This is a genomic window from Bacteroides graminisolvens, assembly GCF_963666085.1.
Classification (GTDB): Bacteria; Bacteroidota; Bacteroidia; order Bacteroidales; family Bacteroidaceae; genus Bacteroides; species Bacteroides graminisolvens.
This window is the reverse complement of sequence record NZ_OY762556.1, coordinates 3303758-3321610: the sequence shown is the minus strand read 5'-3', so window position 1 is coordinate 3321610 and position 17853 is coordinate 3303758. Positions and strand designations below refer to the sequence as shown.

The following is a 17853-nucleotide window of genomic DNA, read 5'->3' as shown; positions in this document are numbered from 1 at the left end:
TAGATTAAGAAAGTTTTCCTATGTTTGCGCAAAAAGTAAGATCATGGACTTGTCAAAGCTGCTCGATCCGAACATACCTACATTAAAGAGTTTGCCGGATATTATTTCTGAAATAAACACAATCGATGATGATTTTGCCATCTTCGATAAGTTGGATGATGTATTGCTGATGGACTACCCCAGCAGACTGGATGTGGCTATCTTTGCGCTCTGCCTCAAAGGCAATTGCCGGTTGGGTATTAACCTGGAGGAATACACGCTTGAACAAGGACAGCTGTTCATTGCCATGCCCGATCAGATTATACAGTGTTTCAAGATGTCGGATGATTTTTCGGGAGCTTACATTGTGTTCTCTAAAAACTTCATTGATGGGGTAGTTCCTCGTTTGCACGAAATACTGCCCTTCTTCTTTTATATAAGCAGCCATCCTTGTATTACACTGACTCCTGAGCAGCTGGATAGTTTGTTGGAATACCACTCCTTTCTTTGGAAAAAGGTAAAGATTAGTCACAACCTCTATCGTAGGGAAGTAGTGCGCGGACTTTTTCTCGCCATGATATATGAAATGTACAATTTCTGTTCGCCTTATTTTGCAGCGGAAGAGGGACGTAATAAACCTCGTCAACAAGAAATATTTGAGGACTTTTTGAAAGAAGTGTCTTTGTCGTATAAAAAGGAGCGCGGTGTCAACTTCTACGCCCGCAAGCTTTGCATCACCCCCAAACATTTGTCGTGGGCGGTGAAAGAGGTGAGTGGTAAAACGGCAGGTACCTGGATTGATGAGGCTGTGATACTCGAAGCCAAAACGCTGCTCAAGTCATCGGATATGAATATACAGCAGATTTCAGAAGAACTAAACTTTGCCAATCAGTCATTCTTTGGCAAGTATTTCAAGCATTACACCGGCATGTCACCCAAGGAATACAAAAAGAAATAAAAACAATCAACCCCAAACGCATGCCCTTGCAGCAAGGTTTGGGGTTGAATGAGATTTTATTTATCCATTACGATCTTCCACGTTCCGTCTTGCTTCACGAGGTCGAAATTAGAATCTTCAGCATCACCGTTGCCGTAGGTTTGTTTTAGTACCACCTTGGCTGTATTGCCGTCTTCTGAAACTGTTTCCGACAGAATCTCAATGGTTTTGATGCCACCTTTCTCTTCAATAGATTTGGCTCCTTTTTCTTTAAGCAGAGCCACAACCATTTCTTTGTTTTTCTTATTGTCTTCGGGAGTAGCTTTTTCGTCAAGAGCTATGGCATCGGCAAATTTTTCATATTCACCTTTCTGAATATAACCGGCATATTTCTTGGCCGCTTCACCCGGAGAGCTGGCCGTGCAGGCAGCCAGAAGCAATGTAGTAACAAACAGCAGTCCCAAATAGATGAGTCCCTTTTTCATAAGCATTCGTTTTTAGAGGTTAATACTAAATAGTTAATACTGATATATCATTGTCAGCTTTTTACTTTGAAGCACATCTCCCGGCAGCAGGAAATTGCCGTTGAATCCCGGAATGTGTATAGCAGTGAGCTTTCCGCCCGATATGTCGACTTTTTCCAAACGATACACATACTCAATGAGTTCCGTGCAATACATGCGCGTAGAGTCTTGTAAATCATAAGCATGGTCAAACAACACCCGCTTGTGGTACAACGCCTTCGCTCTTCGGGCAGCTGAGCAGCACACGGTACTGTCGGCTTTCACCCGCATTACTGCTCCGCTTTTAGCCTTTTCCGAACAGAAGAAGGAGGCTATCGGTTCCATTTTTACCCGGTCAGAATCTCCTTTAAATTCTGGTTCTCCAGGTACGGCATGCACCACCATCCAGTGATTGCCGTTGCGCACTACGATGCCGATGTGGGAAAACTGTCCGTTTTCATCGGCAGCCAATACGGCCCGGCTAATCAATCCTGAGCCCCGCCTGAATACCAGGTCGCCTTCACGCAACAAGCTATCGGCCGGCAAAACCGCTTTCACAGTTGTGTCGCCTTTGTGGCAGGCGGTCGTGGCCGTAATCAAAGCACACAATAAAATGATATGTGGAAATCCTTTTGTTTTCAGAGGTACATGTCCTTTTCATAGTTGCTATGGGAACAAATATAGGGAAAAATATTTAAATGCAACTTTTTAAAACAAAAAAAGGCAATGATGTTTCAACAACAGCATTGCCCTTTTAATTTAATGTTACCTAAAAACGAATCTTTTTTTCCTTGTAATCTTAATACCTTATTGCTGATACAAAGATAAAAAGTTTGTTCGGGATAACATTTGATGTAAATCAAGAAATGTATTTTCTTGCTATTTTTCTGCAGTCTGATCTGCTACAACAGGCCAGAACGGATTCTGGTAAAGTATAGACGTTGACACGTCTGAACCTGAAGTAGCTGTCAGCTGAAATTGTTTAACCATGATAGGATTCAGGTAATGCGCCATCTTCCAGGTACAACCGTTGTAGGCTGCCTGACTGGAAGTTCTTTCGAACGGACGCAAATATTCGCTCTTATCTTTGGAGGAAACATTGGCTTGGTTGGAACCATCGGCTACCAGAATTGTTTGACCTTGGCTGTTTAGGTACCAGCTTTCCATCGGGGTGTTCCATAGGTGCATGCCTTCCAGGTGGCTGGGAGTGCTTACTAACTGATCCATAGAGCGCCAGCGTCGAAGATCCATGTAGCGAATACCTTCGGCCATGAACTCACAACGACGTTCGCGACGTATGTTATAAAGGGTTTTATCTGTCAGGATTGCTCCGGCTGTATAAGCTCCCCAGTCGTTTTCAGCTTCCATGCTCATGTTAGTAGCGGCAATGGTTTTGTCAATGTCGGTACTGATGTTGGCACGTTGGCGAATGGCAGTCCAGTACTCACGGGCAGTAGCATCGAGTGTTCCGGTTAGCATGTAACTTGCCTCCATATAGTTGAGTAACGCTTCCACAGCTCTGAAACATACGGCAGCCGTATAACCACCACCGTTTGCATAATGTTTGCGATTGAATGAACCGCCTTTGCGAAGTGCATAGCCGGTAGCATAACCGCGCTCACCATCACCGTTTGTAATGCTAGGATAGGGCTCAACCATAACAGCTTCCGTACCTTCGTTGTTATCGGTTTCAAAAAGAATGTTTTTCTGTCCCGGCTCCTTCAAGAATATGCTTAATCGAGAGTCACGGTTTGCTTTCACATCTGCAATGGTTTTATCACCCATGTAGTAACCGTCACCGTTGGCGTATGTTCCGTGAGTATAAACAGGTGTACCGTCTTTCATCAGGAAGTTTTGTACCAATCCGCGTGTTAAACCGATACGGTAATTACCGCGTCCGGCTGCCGAGTTAATGTTATGAGTAGCCAGTCCGCGTGCATATTGACGCCAAAGAAGTACTTCGGAAACCTTTGAAAGGTCTTCTTGCGCAAACATATCAAAATAAGGATTGGCCGGATCTGTTGCCGATTGCTGTAGCACACCGGTGTTTTGAGTGAGACTACCTTTGTACTTATCGCCTACAATTTTAGCAGCAGCCACAGCTTGTTCCAAGAAATATTTCACTTCGTTGTCAATGCTTCCGCTTGGGTACTGATAGTTGCTGTACATCTCGGCTCCCGGCCATCCTTCGCCGCCGGGCACAAATGCCGTACCTTTGAAGTTCTTCAACCAGCTACCTTCAAACAATGCCACACGAGATTTTACCAACATGGCCAAATCTTTATTTATGCGAGTAGTAGCCAAATCAACATCACTCATGTAACTGTAAGCCCTGTCGAGATCTGCAAGAATGAAACGAGCTACTTCATTGCGCGGAGCACGTTTGCTTGCTTCACGAAGTGCTGTGGCATCATCGGTAAGTGGTGTTTCTATGATAGGGAAGTCACCAAAAAGCTGAAGCTTCTTGAAGTATTCATAGGCACGTAAAAAATACATTTCACCAATGTAGTGCTTAATAGTAGGTATACTACCTGAAATAGTATTCTTTGCACCGCTTAGGTCGTCACCAAATTTGGGAAGTGTTTCGGATAAAAAGAAGTTCACGCGGTAGATACGCTCAAACTTCCAGTTGTCACTTTCACTATGAGGTACCTTCCAGCGATCTGCGGTATAGCGATCGTTGGCAGTTACTTCTATCTGGTTGTCGGTTCCTTTATCCTCGCCAAAGACGCCGTAACCCCACTGACCGAATGAAGGCAGAATGTTGGGATATTCATCATTCAGGTTAGCTTCCAGCTGTGCCGCTGTGGAGAAATAGGTCTCGGGAGAAATGGTTGACATGGGCTCTCTGTCAAGGAAATCCTCGCATGACGTAGTTGCAACGGCAATGCTCATTGCCATCAAAGTCTTGAATATATATTTATAATTCGATTTCATGATATTCCTTATTTTAGTGGTTTAAAGTGAAACGCTAAGTCCTACCGACCAAGTTTTAAGAAGCGGATAAGCATTACCACCGCTCTTGATTGGTGCAGCTGCATTGCTGCTGGTATTTCCACCGTTCAGGGTTTCGGGGTCGAACAGTTTGGTTAAGTTGGTACCTGTCCACAAGTTTTCGCCCGATACAAAGACACGGCAATTGGTAATGCCTGCTTTACGAACCAAAGAAGCCGGAATGGTATAACCAATCTGTAAGTTCTTCAAACGGATGTAAGCTGCATTCTGCATGTAACGAGTTTGCACCTCTTGGTTTTTAGTGGTGTTGAATATAGGACGCGGGTAGTATGAGTCAGTGTTGGGAGCAATTTCATGTCCGGCTAAACCGATTGCTTCCGAGCGGAAATAGTCTTGATGTTCCTTTAAACCGGTTGACCACCACATACCCCAGGTTGCATCGGCACCCCAGAACATGTTTGAACCCTGCCAGTAATCACGTTTCATTACGCCTTGGAATAAAGCACGGACATCGAAACCTTTGAAATTTGCATTCAGGTCGAGTCCGAAGTGATAACGCGGTGTATTGTTACCAATCACCTTCAGGTCGCCATGGTCATTCACTGTTTGTGAGCCTTTGGTAATACCCGGTTTTCCATCTAAATCAGCATACATAATATCTCCGGCAGTCCACTCACTGCCAAGCGGTTGTCCGCCTACCTTCTCCAAATGCGCTTGCATTTCAGCGTCTGTTTTGGCAATGCCTACGGTTTCAAAACCCCAGATTTCGCCAATTTCACGACCGGCTACGTAAGAAGAGATAGAGTTGGTGGGGTTACCCGGATAGCTTTCAATGTAAGTACGTGCATCGGACACGTTGAACTTAACACCATAACCCAAGCCAAACTTGGTACGATCTTGCCACCCGATGGTTAATTCCCATCCTTTGGTTTTTAAATCGCAGTTATTTGTTTTAGGAGCAGCAATACCCAATGTGGCAGGAAGTTCTACAGAAGGGCCTACCATGTTGTCAGTGTAACGCACATACGCATCGAGCGAACCGGTTAGGCGGTTGTCAAAGAGACCGAAATCAAGTCCCACATTATAAGTACGTACCTTCTCCCAAGACAGGGCAGTACTGATGAGGCTACCCACATAAGCCGTATTGGGTTTCACGCCGTTTTGTAGCCAGTTTCCGTTAGCTTGTCCCAGAGTCATGGTACGATACGTAGGATACCAGCCTGTTGTGTTCATATTACCCAGCTCACCATACGAAAAACGAAGTTTCAATTGGTTGCATGTCTTGGCAAAATCTTCCCAGAAGCTTTCTTGTGCAATGTTGTATCCCAAAGAGAATGAGGGAGATGTTTGCCAGCGATTTCCTCTACGGAAACGAGACGCACCGTCATAACGCAAGTTTACCTCAGCCAGGTAACGACCCTGATAGTCGTAGTTTACCCTGCCGAAGAAACCGGCAGTAGCCCATTCGTTACGGTAACCACCTACTTCGGGAACCTTATCTTCTCCGGCACCGTTGATGTTCGATATCAAGTCCAGCTCGGGCAGATCTTCCACCTGCAAACCGTAACCTTTTACCTTGAAAAACTTTTGGCGCATTTCTTCCGATTGGAAACCACCCAATACTTTGAAGTTGTGAACATCTTGCAGAGAGAATGAATAAGTAGAATAAATATTCCAGTTCGTATAATTCTCTTTCTTATAATCCTGGTACAAACTAGAAGTACCTTTGGTGTCTATAATGTTACCGGCTACATCGTGATTGTAATAAGGCAAAGTCACCTCACGTGTATCTGCGGAATTGGTGCTGTAGTTGAACTCTACATTGGTTACCCAGTTCTTAATAGGTTCAAACACTAAACCTGCCTGATGGTAGGTTTTGTCGGTCTGTGTGTTGTAATTACCACCCATTGCCAGAGACATAGCCGGGGTGTCGGCATTGCTATTGAAGTAATAGCCGTTTTCGTCGTACACCGGAAGGTTAGGCCATGTTTGACGGCCAATTCTTTCGTACAAACCATCGCCGAAGGTAGTGGGGCGATCCAAATCCTGACGTACAAAGCGCAAGCTATAATTGAACTTAACCCATTTGTTTAACTCAGCATTGAACTTGGCTGTAGCATTGTAGCGTTTCAACTCATCGGAGCCGTGACGAAGCAATCCGTTTTGATCCAAGTACCCTAAAGAAGCATAATAATTAAATTTGCTGCTTCCTCCGCTAACGCTCAGGTTATGCTCTTGCGAGAAATTGTTATCCTTGTATATTTCAGAATACCAGTCAGTGTTTGCATAAGCAGTGGTAAACGGGTCACCAGCTGGTTTTCCCCATACCTTGCCGTCTGTTTGCAAACCGCCTTTGTTGGTTCCTCCGGCAGCTTGAAAGTCCAGCATCTGTTGCATCACGCTTTGGCTGAACTGATCTCCCCAATGTGAGTTGCGTGCTGCCGCATTGAAATAGTTGGCAAACGTGTACGAATCCATCATTTCAGGCAGGTTCACTGCACTGTTAATGCGGAAACTGTTGTTGTAATTGATGGTTGTCTTATCTGTACGGCCTTTTTTAGTAGTAACTAAAATAACGCCGAAAGGCGCACGTGAACCGTAAATAGAAGAAGCTGCTGCATCTTTCAATACAGAGATGTTCTCAATATCCTGCGGGTTAACCATATTGATATCGCCTTCCATGCCATCAATTAAAATCAGCGGACTGCCGCTTGATCCGTCGCCAATGGTACCATTACCACGAATGTTGATAGACATGCTTTTGCCTAATTCGCCGGTGTTGGTGGTAATTTGTAAACCCGGAACCAAACCTTGCAACGCCTGTGTAGCATTGGCTACGGGACGTGCCTCAATTTCTTTGGCAGTAGCCAATCCCACTGATCCGGTAAGGTTTACTTTCTTTTGCGTACCAAAACCCACAATGACTACTTCGTCGAGTGTTTCGGTATCCTCTTTAATAGTAATTGCCAGCGTGCTTTTTCCGGCAACCGCAACTTCTTGTGTTTTGTAACCAACAAAGCTGATTACTAAAGTGGCATTGGCAGGTACCTGCAATGTGAAGTTTCCATTTATGTCGGTAATGGTTCCGTTGGTCGTGCTGCCTTTGACCAATACACTGGCGCCAATAACAGGGTCGCTGCCATCGTTTACGGTACCTTTCACCTGAATTGTGGAACTTTGAGCATTCAGCAACTGAATGTTCAAAAGAAGAGTCATGCAAACCAGTAAAAAGAGAGGCACTCTTTTACGTAGTTCGAGTCTTTCAAAGAATCTTTGCTTTTTCATTGTATAAACTTTAAGATTAAACTAAAATATAACCTTGTTTCAACCCATGGGGTAACTGCCCCGATTGAATTTTAAGTAAAGGTAGGCTTATTGTATTATATAATATATCTGAAAATAATCCTATAAAGTAGAATTATGGTTTTTCCCCTTATTCGGATTATAAATCCACCTCATTATATGCCATAAAACGGCTGAAATACCTGTATTGTTTCTTGGCTCAAAGAGCTTATTTCATTTTAAGTACGCGGTATTGTTGGCACGTAATAAGTGTTTTTTGTATCTTCGCCACGTTTTAATAACGTAACGTATACAATGAAAGCACTTTTTGTATTTCCGGTCCGCGTGTGCATATCTGTTCATATTCTCTGCCTGTTAATAATATCTCCTTTATTTGCAAGCAAAGGTATTGTTTCACATTTGCAATTTAAAGAGTACTCCACTCTCAACGGACTTCCCAATAATGATGTGCAGACTCTGTTTCAAGACTCAAACGGATTTGTGTGGGTTGGTACCAAATACGGCCTGTTCAGGTATGACGGCTACGGCATACAGGAAATAAAATCCAACCTGCACAACCCCAGTTTACTGACCTCAAATAACATACAGTGTATTACCGAAGATAAACTCAACCGACTGTGGATTGGTACGGATAATGGCTTTAATGTATTTAATAAGAAAACGCGTGCAATAGAAAAGATCATCATTCCCAAGGCCAAAAGCAACAACATAGCCTGCATCCTGATCTTAGATAATGATAACGCCCTGATAGGCACCGAAAACGGTTTGTACCGCTATCAATACAGCAGGCAGACCTTCATTGAACTGACAGCCAAGAATACAGCAGGAGTTTTTAACCCCACTACCGTTAAATCCTTGCTGAAAGACTCTCGCGGTGACGTTTGGATTGGTACGTGGGCTAGTGGGTTGTATCGTTTGAACCCCACCACTCAAAAAATGTATCATTATCCTCCGCTCAACCAGCAAAACTCGGCACATTATATTTTTGAAGATTCACGGGGAACTATCTGGGTTGCGGGATGGTCCAACGGACTTCATCGGTTGCACTTAGCGGCCAATCGTTCGCTCACCGGTTTTGATACCTTTACCCATGATGCGCACAACCCCAATAGTTTGGCAGATAACTTGGTATATGCCATTTCAGAAGACCCCCTTACGAAAACCTTATGGGTGGGCAGCAGTGTAGGGTTAAGCATTACTGATGCCGCAAATCCGGGTCAATTCATAAACTATCAGGTACATGCCAGTCCGCACGAACTACCGGCTGCCGAGATTGATGCTGTTTTGTATGACGCTAACAACAACAAAATGTGGCTAGGATCACTCGGGGGAGGGGTGATTCATACCAATACCAGCAAGCCTTTTTTCCAGAACAATATGACCATCAGCTCTTCCAGGCGCGTGTTTGCCACGTCTATCTATTCTCTTTATGTAGATCAAGATGACTGTTGGATAGGGGTGGAGAATCATGGTGTAATGCGATATTCTCATGATACCGACCAGTACGAGGAGTACAATCAGATCAAAGAATTCGGTCAGATAAAGTCCATGTCGACCGTTTTTGATATATTGAAAGATCGGCGTAGCCACACCATTTATTTTGCCAGTTACAGTGACGGGTTGTATGTGTACCAAAAAGGAAAGAATGTGAAGAATTACAGATACACCAACTGCCATTTCCTGCCGGTAAATCACCTTACGGCTTTGCATCAAGACAACAAGGGCAATATTTGGATTGCCACAAAAGGAGGGTTGGGGGTTATGGCACCCGACGGATACAGAACGTCAGTTGCTTTATTTGCTATAGGTACAAATAAAGTGGCAGATCCCGATATCCGTGATGTTATTACAGACCATCAGAACCATTTGTGGATGGCTACCTCTACCCAGGGAATTATACGGGTGGAAGCAAACCCTCGTGCGCTGCAACAGGCTAAGACACACGTCTATAATCCGGCTCGTGGCACGCTTTCGGCTAAACATGTTTTGTGCCTTTTTATCGATTCAAAGAATCAATTATGGGCGGGTACGGAAGGCTCCGGACTGTGTCTGTACGACCCTTCGTCGGATACCTTTGTTGATAAGCATCTGGCCTATAATCTTCCCGGAGATATGGTCAGCAGCATCGAGGAAGATGAAAGCGGTAATCTTTGGCTGGGTACGAATAGCGGATTGGTGCGCGTCAGCTCGCCCGGAGACGATGCTGCAACCCGAATACGTATTTTTACCACGGGTGACGGACTGCAAGATAATTATTTTATTCCCAATAGTTCCTGTCATTTTCAGCACAAATTGTATTTTGGTTCCACCAAAGGCTTCATCAGTTTTGTGCCCGAAGAACTAAAGAATGTGTCGCAGAATGTGAACCTTCAGTTGACTGAAATTTACATACGCGGGCGAAAATTGAGTCAGCTGCCTGCTGATAAGAGGAGAAAAATATCAGCATATAGTTCGGAATTTGCAGAAAGCATTACCGTTCCGTTTGAATATAACGATGTAAGAATTGAGTTTGCTTCGCTAACCTACAACAATCCGCTGCTTAACAAATACGCCTATAAGCTTGAGAGCAGGGATGACGATTGGAAGTACACCGACGGAACCCATCGATTGGCAGAGTATAACAACCTGCCTTCGGGCAACTATCGGTTCCTGATTAAGGCAACCAATGAAAATGGTGATTGGAGCGATGTGAGGCAGCTTAACATCAAAGTATTGTCGCCCTGGTGGGCTACGTGGTGGGCTTACACCCTTTACACGTTCTTATTAACGCTTTTCGCCTATTATGTGTGGCAAGATGTAAAACGTCGCATAACGCTTAAAAATTCGCTTCGCATACATGTAATGGAAGCCTATAATAAAAACGAGAAGGAGAGGAAGATGGTTGTTGAGGTTGATAACATTCGTGTGCCCGGGTCGGATGAACTTTTCCTTGAACAGGCCATTGACTGTGTGAAGAAACACATGACGGATTCTGCGTTTGGAGTGTCTGAATTTGTTGAGGCTATGTCGACCAGCAAAACCACCCTCTATACCCGGCTTAAAGAACTTACCGGAATGAATCTCTCCGGGTTTATTCAGAGCATACGACTGAAGGCTGCCTGCCAAATTATGCAGGAACAACCCGGCATACGTATTTCTGACTTGGCTTATGCCGTAGGATTCAATGACCCTAAATACTTTAGTCGTTGCTTTAAAAACAATTACGGAATGCAACCCAAAGAATATCTTAAAAGATACCAGCCTAAAACGGATCGGGAGGTATTATAAACTGCCTGCTCTTACGCGGCTTAATGTTTCGGGAGTCATGAGCAGATACGAAGCAATGTGTGATAGCGGTGCCCGTTTAATAACCTCCGGATAGGTTTTCATCAGCAGGTTGTAGCGTTCGCGAGCCGTTTCAAACCTCCACGAGTCGGCCTTGATTTGTGATGTGATGAGTGAGAATTCCAGAATCTTGCGGTAGAAAATATTGATTTCTCTGATGTCCTCGCTTAGCTTGAGTAGTCGGTCGTAGGGCAACAAATACACCGTAGCCGGCTCCAATGCCTCGGCAACCAAACGGGTAGGTTCCTGTTTAAGCAAGCTCTCAATGCACATCAAAATACAACCCTCGTATGAGAAATGTTCGGTCACCTCTTTCCCGTTTTTAAAATAATATTGCCGCAACATGCCTTTCGCCACAAAAACGATGTGCCTGCTTACCTGTCCCTGATGAATAAGCATTTCACCCTTATTCAAATCACGGCGTTCTGCCAGATTTTCAAGAATTTTTCTTCCTTCGGGAGTCATTTCAGGGAACCTGGAGTTCACAACGGCAGCTACGGTTTCTTTGAGTAATTCCATTTTTTAAGATGATTTGAATAGTAGGTTATGGCACAAAAATAGGAAAAAAAATGATATAGATCAATTAATGAACCTTAAACAATCTTGCGGGCCAAAATAATTTAGAAAAAAGTGGGGGTGTAGGACACCTGTCCTACACCTATATGAAAATAACTTCTTTTCTTTGCGCCAATGAAAATAATTAAATCCTTTAAACATGAAAAATAGTCAATATTTCCTTCACGATTGCTGTGCGCGCAACAATGCAAAGATGCTTTCTCTTACTGCCGACAAAGGTTTGGAAGGTTACGGAGCCTACTGGATGCTGTTAGAATATCTTCGCGAGCAGAGCGATTACTGCATGCCCCTGTCTTTGTTACCATCTTTAGCCAAACAATTGGGCAAGTTCACCCAATGGGTGGAAGAACTGGTTTGTAATTACGGCTTATTTGTGCTGACTGATGACGGACGTTTCACTTCCAAGGGTTTGCAGCAACGAATGAAACCGTTGGAAAATAAGAGAAAGGCGCGCGATGCCAAAGCGGAAAAAGCTGCCCGCAAAAAAGCAGTTAACAGCAACACAAATTCGTCATTTTCTGCTGCACAAAAAACAGAAACAAACGAAAAAAACAGTGCAAAAAAGGTCGAAAATACGACTTTGCAACTAGTTGATAATGAGCGTGTTGCAAAGGCATCTCTAGAAGAGAAGAGAATAGAAGAGAAAAGGATAGAAGAAATTAAGAGAAAAGAAAAAGAAGCTACCGCTTCTGAAAAAGAAAGCAGCAGCAGCGGCAGCAAATCTTCTTTTTGGGAGAGTTGGTTGAACGAAGCATTGGGGGAGCGTTCGTGGTTGGAGCTTCAGGCGATGCATTCGGGGTTAGGAGGTGCTTTCCTGCCACACCTGGAGCTTATTTCCAAGACTTTCAGGGAGCACGTATTGAGGCAGGGAACGGAGGTTACGATCTGTTCGCTGCGCGATGTGAAGTCGTACTTCAGCAACTTCATTCGTCAGGGCACTGTTACGAACAAACGCTTGCGAGAGGTGATTGAAAAGGCCGCTACCACGGATGTGTACCGCTTTGAACAGCTGGTCGACGGACAGCGAACGTACTGCGGATTGCCCATTCCGGAGGGAGCGCCGCCTCGTCCGGCCGTGACTTCGGTGTGGGATGAAAGGAAGCTCTGCTGGGAATATTAGCTTGCCTGCACGGCAACAAATTGCTCGGGGCAATCCACCCAACTGCTCGGTGCAATTGGCTCAACTGCTCGTGGCACATTTCAAAGTGCTCGGAGCAATTGGGAGAATTATATTCAGAAACAGAATTTTAAACTACTATTCAGGGAAAATAGAGCTTGTGTTGAAGGTGTAGATAAAATACCTTTGCAAAGTTAAGCATAGTAATGTGCCAATGAAAAAATGTCCGTGAGGATTATTGCCAACCAATAGGCACTTGAGTAGTTTGTTTTAGAAGGTAACTATTGGTCGGTTACCTTCTTTTTTCTTGAATGTTTTACGATTTTTGCAATAATGAGTTATGGAAAATCAGACTCCGGATGCGGTAATGTATTTACCCTTGTATAGAAATATAGTGATAAAGCAGGCTAACCACAAGTTGGTTTTTTCATGGGCTTATGGCTTGTTTAGCCTTTTGCTATTGCTTTACCTGTTGTTAAACGAGAAATCGTTGTTTGAATTTTTAATTTTGTTGTTTGTTTTGTGTGTTTCAACAGCGTTTGCTTTGGTTATGTACCGTCTGTATGTAAAAAGCAAGCAAATGATATACGCTCCGGCAGATAGAGTGGTTAACGAAGCAGTTGCCTACTTTGATTTAAGAGATTTTGAAAGGCTTCATGAACACCTCAAAACAATGGATTTTTCTACTTTGCAAGATGTTAAAGTAGAGCCGAGCGGCAACATCCGGTTAGATGTCTTTGTGTCAATTGATAAACGTTTTGTTGCCGCTCAATTGTTTCAGTTCATTCCTTATCGGTACAAGGCGGTTACACCCATTTACCATTATCACGGCGAGATTGCGGCGCAATTCTTGAAATATATAAGTATAAATTAATATAAAATCAGATAAACATGAATCGGATGCAAATGATTGATACAGGCCATTTGAATGCGTTGCGTGACAGGATATACAACATTCGCTTTGCGGGTAATTGGAAACTGCTTTTTGGCAGCATCGGATATAATCTCTATATTGCTCGGCAACTAGTTTCAAATTACGTAAAAGACACAAGAGAAGACATGCTGGCTTGCACGGCTATTTGTTTCTTTCATTGGGCAGGTCGTAAACAACTTGATTTGAGTGGAATTAATAAATCTTTTCGCAAAGATTATTTTCTGGCAAAAGATTTTATTGGAAAGTTATCTTTCAATGAAGACATTAATTTTGCATTCAGCGTATTCTTTAACCGCAAGGTATCTTCGTTGCAAGAAAAGGTTGAAAGTTCGTTGATCTGCTTGTTTCTTCTTGCTGAAAAACACAACATCGATTTACTGTGGTATATCGACAAACGGCTTGAATATGCTGAATGCAAAGGTGCTTTGAGAAAGTTACCTGTGAATTTCAATACACGCTGTAGAAATCGCCTTTAATGCAAATACCTACGCGGAAGTTAATGGAATAATCTTCGTAGTTGAGTAAGCTGTCGCCTTTACCGTTAAAGAACCGTGCATACAGGTATTGATTGTCTGATTTATGGATTTTATACGCTACACTCAGGGTGGTGTTCACATTGCCCCATCCTCTTCTGGGGTTTATTTCAGCAGTGCTCCACCACCTGTTATTGCGGCTCAGGTAGTTGATAGAAAATGTGCCGAACCCTCTGTATCGAAGAAGATGACTATTGTCACTGCTGATTTCAAGAGGAATCCACACCTTGGTATGGGTGGATAAACGCGGGTTGAAAAAGTATTTGTAGGCGATGCTCATAAAATTCCAGCTACGCGAATCTTCTTCATCCTTGCCGTTCGACTCATGTTCTATCTGTGCAAAAACAGCACCAACCAGTTTGTTGTTTCGGATAATATATTTACCGAATCCGATGCCCGGATTGTAGTTGAGGTCTCTGAAAGGGCTCGATTTTTTGTATATATCCCAAAAAGCTTTCTGTGTGAAGGTGATATAGGCAAATGAGTTGAACGGGAGGTGGCTTTTCGTGATGCGATGACGTATGCTGAGCTGAAAGATAGCATCTGCCGATTCCTTATTTATTTGTTTGTTGAGAGGAACTCCTGTGGCAAAATAGCAGTCTTTGAAGATGCCGAATGGAGCTTGTGCATCGAGCATCATTTGCACGTCTTTGCTGCTGGTCTCTATCTGTTTTTTCTCGGAAAGAATGGTACTGCCGATGGCGTTATCTAAATTCTTTTCCAAACTGTCGCGGTTGATAAGGTTGTTGAGGTTATTGTAACTTTGTGCTTGTGAGGTAATGGCTGCAAATAGCAAAGGGATAACGAATAATAGCTCTCTTTTCATCTTTTATTTTTCGGCAAAGATCATTCTTTTAACCCGATGTTAAAAGCTCGTTTATTCCTGAATAATGCTCCAAAAGTCAGGAGATGTTTATGCCTTGTTTTCGTGCGCTACCGTTTGGGTTAATTATTATTAATCTTTTGTGCGTGATAGCTTTTAAACAGGCAAAGGTATCATGGAAGTTAGTACGTGAGTGTAAGGAAACTTCTTGTGTGTACCAAAGAAACTCTATACTTTTGATCCAAAGTATGAACGTAGTTGTTTTATTAAAAATAGAAAGTATTAATTTAAAAACATAGAGTATGAAAAATGTTGTATTGATTGGAGCGAGTGGTTTTGTGGGAACTGCGTTATTGAATGAATTGCTCAAAAGAGGCCATCGGGTTACGGCTTTGGTACGCAATCCCGATAAAATAAGTGCTCAAAGTGATCAACTGGAGGTTGTAATGGCCGATGTAGCTGATGTGGAGCAGGTAGCAAACCTTTGCAAAGGGAAAGATGCGGTGGTGAGCGCTTACAACCCCGGGTGGACGAACCCAAATATATACGAAGATACGTTGCGTAATAATACGTCTATACTAGAGGCGGTAAGGCAATCGGGGGTAAAGCGCCTTTTGTGCGTAGGGGGTGCCGGTACCTTGTTCTGTGCTCCGGGTGTGCGACTGGTTGATGCCGGTGTGCTACCCCAAGAAATTATGCCCGGCGTAAAGTCATTGGGTGAATTTTATCTTGGTACGCTGATGAATGAGAAGGAGGTCGATTGGGTGTTCTTTTCACCTGCAGGCAATTTAGAACCGGGTGATGCAACCGGCGTCTATCGTTTAGGGAAAGATGATTTGATTGTGGATGCCGACGGACAAAGCCGCATCACCGTAGGTGACTATGCACTGGCTATGGTTAATGAGTTGGACGAGGAGAATCATCACCGGGAACGATTTACTATTGGATATTGATGAGTTAGCATTTTATTGCAGAAAGTGGAATAAAGAAATCAGAAATGATCTTCTCTTATTCCATTTTCTAAATTCTCCAGCCACTCATTGAAACGAGGACACTTGGATCGTATATCATCTATGGGTAATGCTTCAAGAATTATTTCTCCATCAGTAGTTTTCTGGTAGGGAAATATTTTCATCAGACGTTTTGATGGAGCAGTTTCTGAACCACTATTAATATCCTCGGGATTGGCATATTGGTTAATGATTTCCTTTAATTTATTCAGAGATTCTTCCTTGTCAACCACGTAATTGAAACCATCCATGTTGGTATACATTAAAGCTTCTATTTCGTGTCGCTGAATGTAGGGTAGAAATTTAGCTCTATCAATAATGGATGATATATTCTCTCGTACAGCTTCTTCTATTTGCTCTATTTTTAAACTATCAGTGGTATATCCTGGAAAATCTGTTGGAAGTCTGAAGAAGTCAAGAAAAGTAGTAATCAATACATTCCTAGTGGCTGCTACTCGTTCAATATCATTCTTTAAATATTCAAAAGCAACATTACCTCCTTTTTTATTCTTTTTTCTGTTTGTGATAATCTTTTGTGCATTCATCGGATTGGTGAATCCTTTTTGATATAAATACGGCATGATGCATTTCTGAATAAAACTAATTTCAGTATCGCCTTCAACTATAAATATGACTCTTTTCATGCTTCTTTAATCTAATGGTTGTCCGCCGATAATGTTTTTCTCCCAAATTTCACCCAAACTGTAATCTTCCAACCAACTGCTGAGTTCTTCGGGATTCAATCGATTAAATACAGTTGCATTTTCTTTTCGGTCGACAACAAGAATGTCTTGCGGATTAAAATTATCTACCAAATTCATTGATTGCGTTGAGATGATAATTTGAGACTCTAAAGATGCTTTTTTTATTAATGCAGAAAGTTTATTGATGGCTACCGGATGCAGCCCCAGTTCAGGCTCATCAATAATAATTGTTTTTGGTAATTTAGGTTGCAGCAATAAGGTTGCAAGACAGATAAACCGAAGGGTGCCATCTGACAATTGATAGGCATTGAAGTAACTTCCTATTGCTTCTTTTTGTTTCCATTCCAATTGAATGAGTTGTTCGTTCAGACGATTGGGCTTTAAATTGAAGCCTTCAAAAAAAGGAGAAACGGAAGCGATGGTTTTTACAATACGAACAAAATGCTTGGGATGTTTTTCCTGAAGAAAATACAGGAAGGCTGCAATATTTGAGCCGTTGTTTTTCAAGGCTACATTGTCATCAACCCTACATAGCCCTTTCATAGGGGAACGATCACCGGTATCGTGAAAATGATAAACTTCAAATTCGTGCAAAAGGTTATTAACATAAAAGGCCTGTCCTCGATGATCATCTTTAAAAGATGATTCTTTGGTATCAGTTTCGTGCACTTGCTTATGCCATGTAGTTCCGCTCTTGAATGCTGTTTCAACTTGCTGTATAAATAATGAATCTTGCGCTTCTTTTAATTCAACGATGAAGCGATTGTGTGCTTCACATTCAGGGTTTGAGAAGTATAAATCAAATGATAGATGATCAGTTACTTTTTTACCCATGTACAGCAAACTGTCTGCACCACCTTTGGTTAGAATATAGTGTTGTAGGTTTTGTTCATACAGATTGCGTATAAGCGTAAAGATTGAAATAAAATTGCTTTTACCAATTCCGTTTCCGCCTATTAAAATGTTTATGGGTAGTAAATCAACAGTTTGTTCCTTAATTGATTTATAGCCTTTGATGACAATTGTCTTTATCATTTAATGATAGATTATTAGTTTTGTACAGTTTACAAAAGTAAGATAATTGTTCGATTATCACAATCTTATGGTTTAATATTGAAATAAATAATCTCTCATTTCTTGCATTTTAAAAATCAG

Annotated in this window: 14 protein-coding genes; 6 read left to right on the top strand and 8 right to left on the bottom strand. The window is 42.6% G+C overall.

From position 1 onward, the window contains the following. Positions 1-43 precede the first annotated feature (43 nt). Positions 44-937 (top strand): helix-turn-helix domain-containing protein, encoded by an 894-nt coding sequence (locus tag ACKPCE_RS13960; RefSeq protein WP_319505636.1) that lies wholly within the window; start codon positions 44-46, stop codon positions 935-937. 56 nt (positions 938-993) lie between these two features. Here ACKPCE_RS13960 and ACKPCE_RS13955 read toward each other — a convergent pair whose 3' ends face one another. The 4 genes from ACKPCE_RS13955 to ACKPCE_RS13940 form a co-directional block, all read right to left on the bottom strand. Further along, positions 994-1401, bottom strand: a complete 408-nt coding sequence (locus ACKPCE_RS13955; protein WP_024997213.1) for a DUF4878 domain-containing protein — start codon at positions 1399-1401, stop codon at positions 994-996. A gap of 33 nt (positions 1402-1434) precedes the next feature. Beyond that, the gene (locus ACKPCE_RS13950) at positions 1435-1977 is read right to left on the bottom strand and encodes a YiiX/YebB-like N1pC/P60 family cysteine hydrolase (RefSeq protein WP_319505635.1); all 543 of its coding nucleotides are present in this window, start codon (positions 1975-1977) and stop codon (positions 1435-1437) included. A 321-nt stretch (positions 1978-2298) separates the two neighbouring features. After that, positions 2299-4356: a RagB/SusD family nutrient uptake outer membrane protein gene (locus ACKPCE_RS13945; protein WP_319505634.1), complete on the bottom strand. Its 2058-nt coding sequence runs from the start codon at positions 4354-4356 to the stop codon at positions 2299-2301. Positions 4357-4377: 21 nt separating this feature from the next. Further along, positions 4378-7659, bottom strand: coding sequence for a SusC/RagA family TonB-linked outer membrane protein (locus tag ACKPCE_RS13940; protein ID WP_319505633.1), 3282 nt, complete (start codon positions 7657-7659; stop codon positions 4378-4380). Between the two features lie 312 nt (positions 7660-7971). On the opposite strand from ACKPCE_RS13940, the gene ACKPCE_RS13935 reads away from it, so the two are divergent. Then, positions 7972-10944: a two-component regulator propeller domain-containing protein gene (locus ACKPCE_RS13935; RefSeq protein ID WP_319505632.1), complete on the top strand. Its 2973-nt coding sequence runs from the start codon at positions 7972-7974 to the stop codon at positions 10942-10944. Here ACKPCE_RS13935 and ACKPCE_RS13930 read toward each other — a convergent pair. Continuing rightward, on the bottom strand, positions 10939-11520 hold the full coding sequence (locus ACKPCE_RS13930) for a Crp/Fnr family transcriptional regulator (RefSeq protein WP_319505631.1): 582 nt from the start codon (positions 11518-11520) through the stop codon (positions 10939-10941). The two genes, ACKPCE_RS13935 and ACKPCE_RS13930, sit on opposite strands and share 6 nt — an antisense overlap. A 196-nt stretch (positions 11521-11716) precedes the next feature. Between ACKPCE_RS13930 and ACKPCE_RS13925 the strand changes: the two genes are divergently transcribed. The 3 genes from ACKPCE_RS13925 to ACKPCE_RS13915 all read left to right on the top strand — a co-directional run bounded on the left by ACKPCE_RS13925 (position 11717) and on the right by ACKPCE_RS13915 (position 14104). Next, positions 11717-12697 carry a DUF7833 domain-containing protein gene (locus ACKPCE_RS13925; protein ID WP_319505630.1) on the top strand — a complete coding sequence of 327 codons (981 nt, stop codon included), beginning with the start codon at positions 11717-11719 and terminating at the stop codon, positions 12695-12697. Positions 12698-13034: 337 nt separating this feature from the next. Beyond that, complete coding sequence (locus tag ACKPCE_RS13920; RefSeq protein ID WP_319505629.1) at positions 13035-13568, top strand: hypothetical protein; 534 nt, start codon at positions 13035-13037, stop codon at positions 13566-13568. 17 nt (positions 13569-13585) lie between these two features. Then, positions 13586-14104: a hypothetical protein gene (locus ACKPCE_RS13915; RefSeq protein WP_319505628.1), complete on the top strand. Its 519-nt coding sequence runs from the start codon at positions 13586-13588 to the stop codon at positions 14102-14104. On the opposite strand, the gene ACKPCE_RS13910 is transcribed toward ACKPCE_RS13915, so the two are convergent. Further along, a complete protein-coding gene (locus ACKPCE_RS13910; protein ID WP_319505627.1) occupies positions 14076-14987 on the bottom strand; it encodes a phospholipase A in 912 nt (303 codons plus the stop codon). The two genes, ACKPCE_RS13915 and ACKPCE_RS13910, sit on opposite strands and share 29 nt — an antisense overlap. A gap of 299 nt (positions 14988-15286) precedes the next feature. Here ACKPCE_RS13910 and ACKPCE_RS13905 point away from each other — a divergent pair, with 299 nt between their 5' ends. Beyond that, positions 15287-15937 carry an NAD(P)-dependent oxidoreductase gene (locus ACKPCE_RS13905; protein WP_319505626.1) on the top strand — a complete coding sequence of 217 codons (651 nt, stop codon included), beginning with the start codon at positions 15287-15289 and terminating at the stop codon, positions 15935-15937. A gap of 38 nt (positions 15938-15975) precedes the next feature. Here the strand turns inward: ACKPCE_RS13905 and ACKPCE_RS13900 are convergent, their stop codons facing one another. Continuing rightward, positions 15976-16638, bottom strand: a complete 663-nt coding sequence (locus ACKPCE_RS13900) for a DUF4276 family protein (protein WP_319505625.1) — start codon at positions 16636-16638, stop codon at positions 15976-15978. Between the two features lie 6 nt (positions 16639-16644). Then, the gene (locus ACKPCE_RS13895; RefSeq protein ID WP_319505624.1) at positions 16645-17733 is read right to left on the bottom strand and encodes an AAA family ATPase; all 1089 of its coding nucleotides are present in this window, start codon (positions 17731-17733) and stop codon (positions 16645-16647) included. Between the last annotated feature and the right edge of the window lie 120 nt (positions 17734-17853).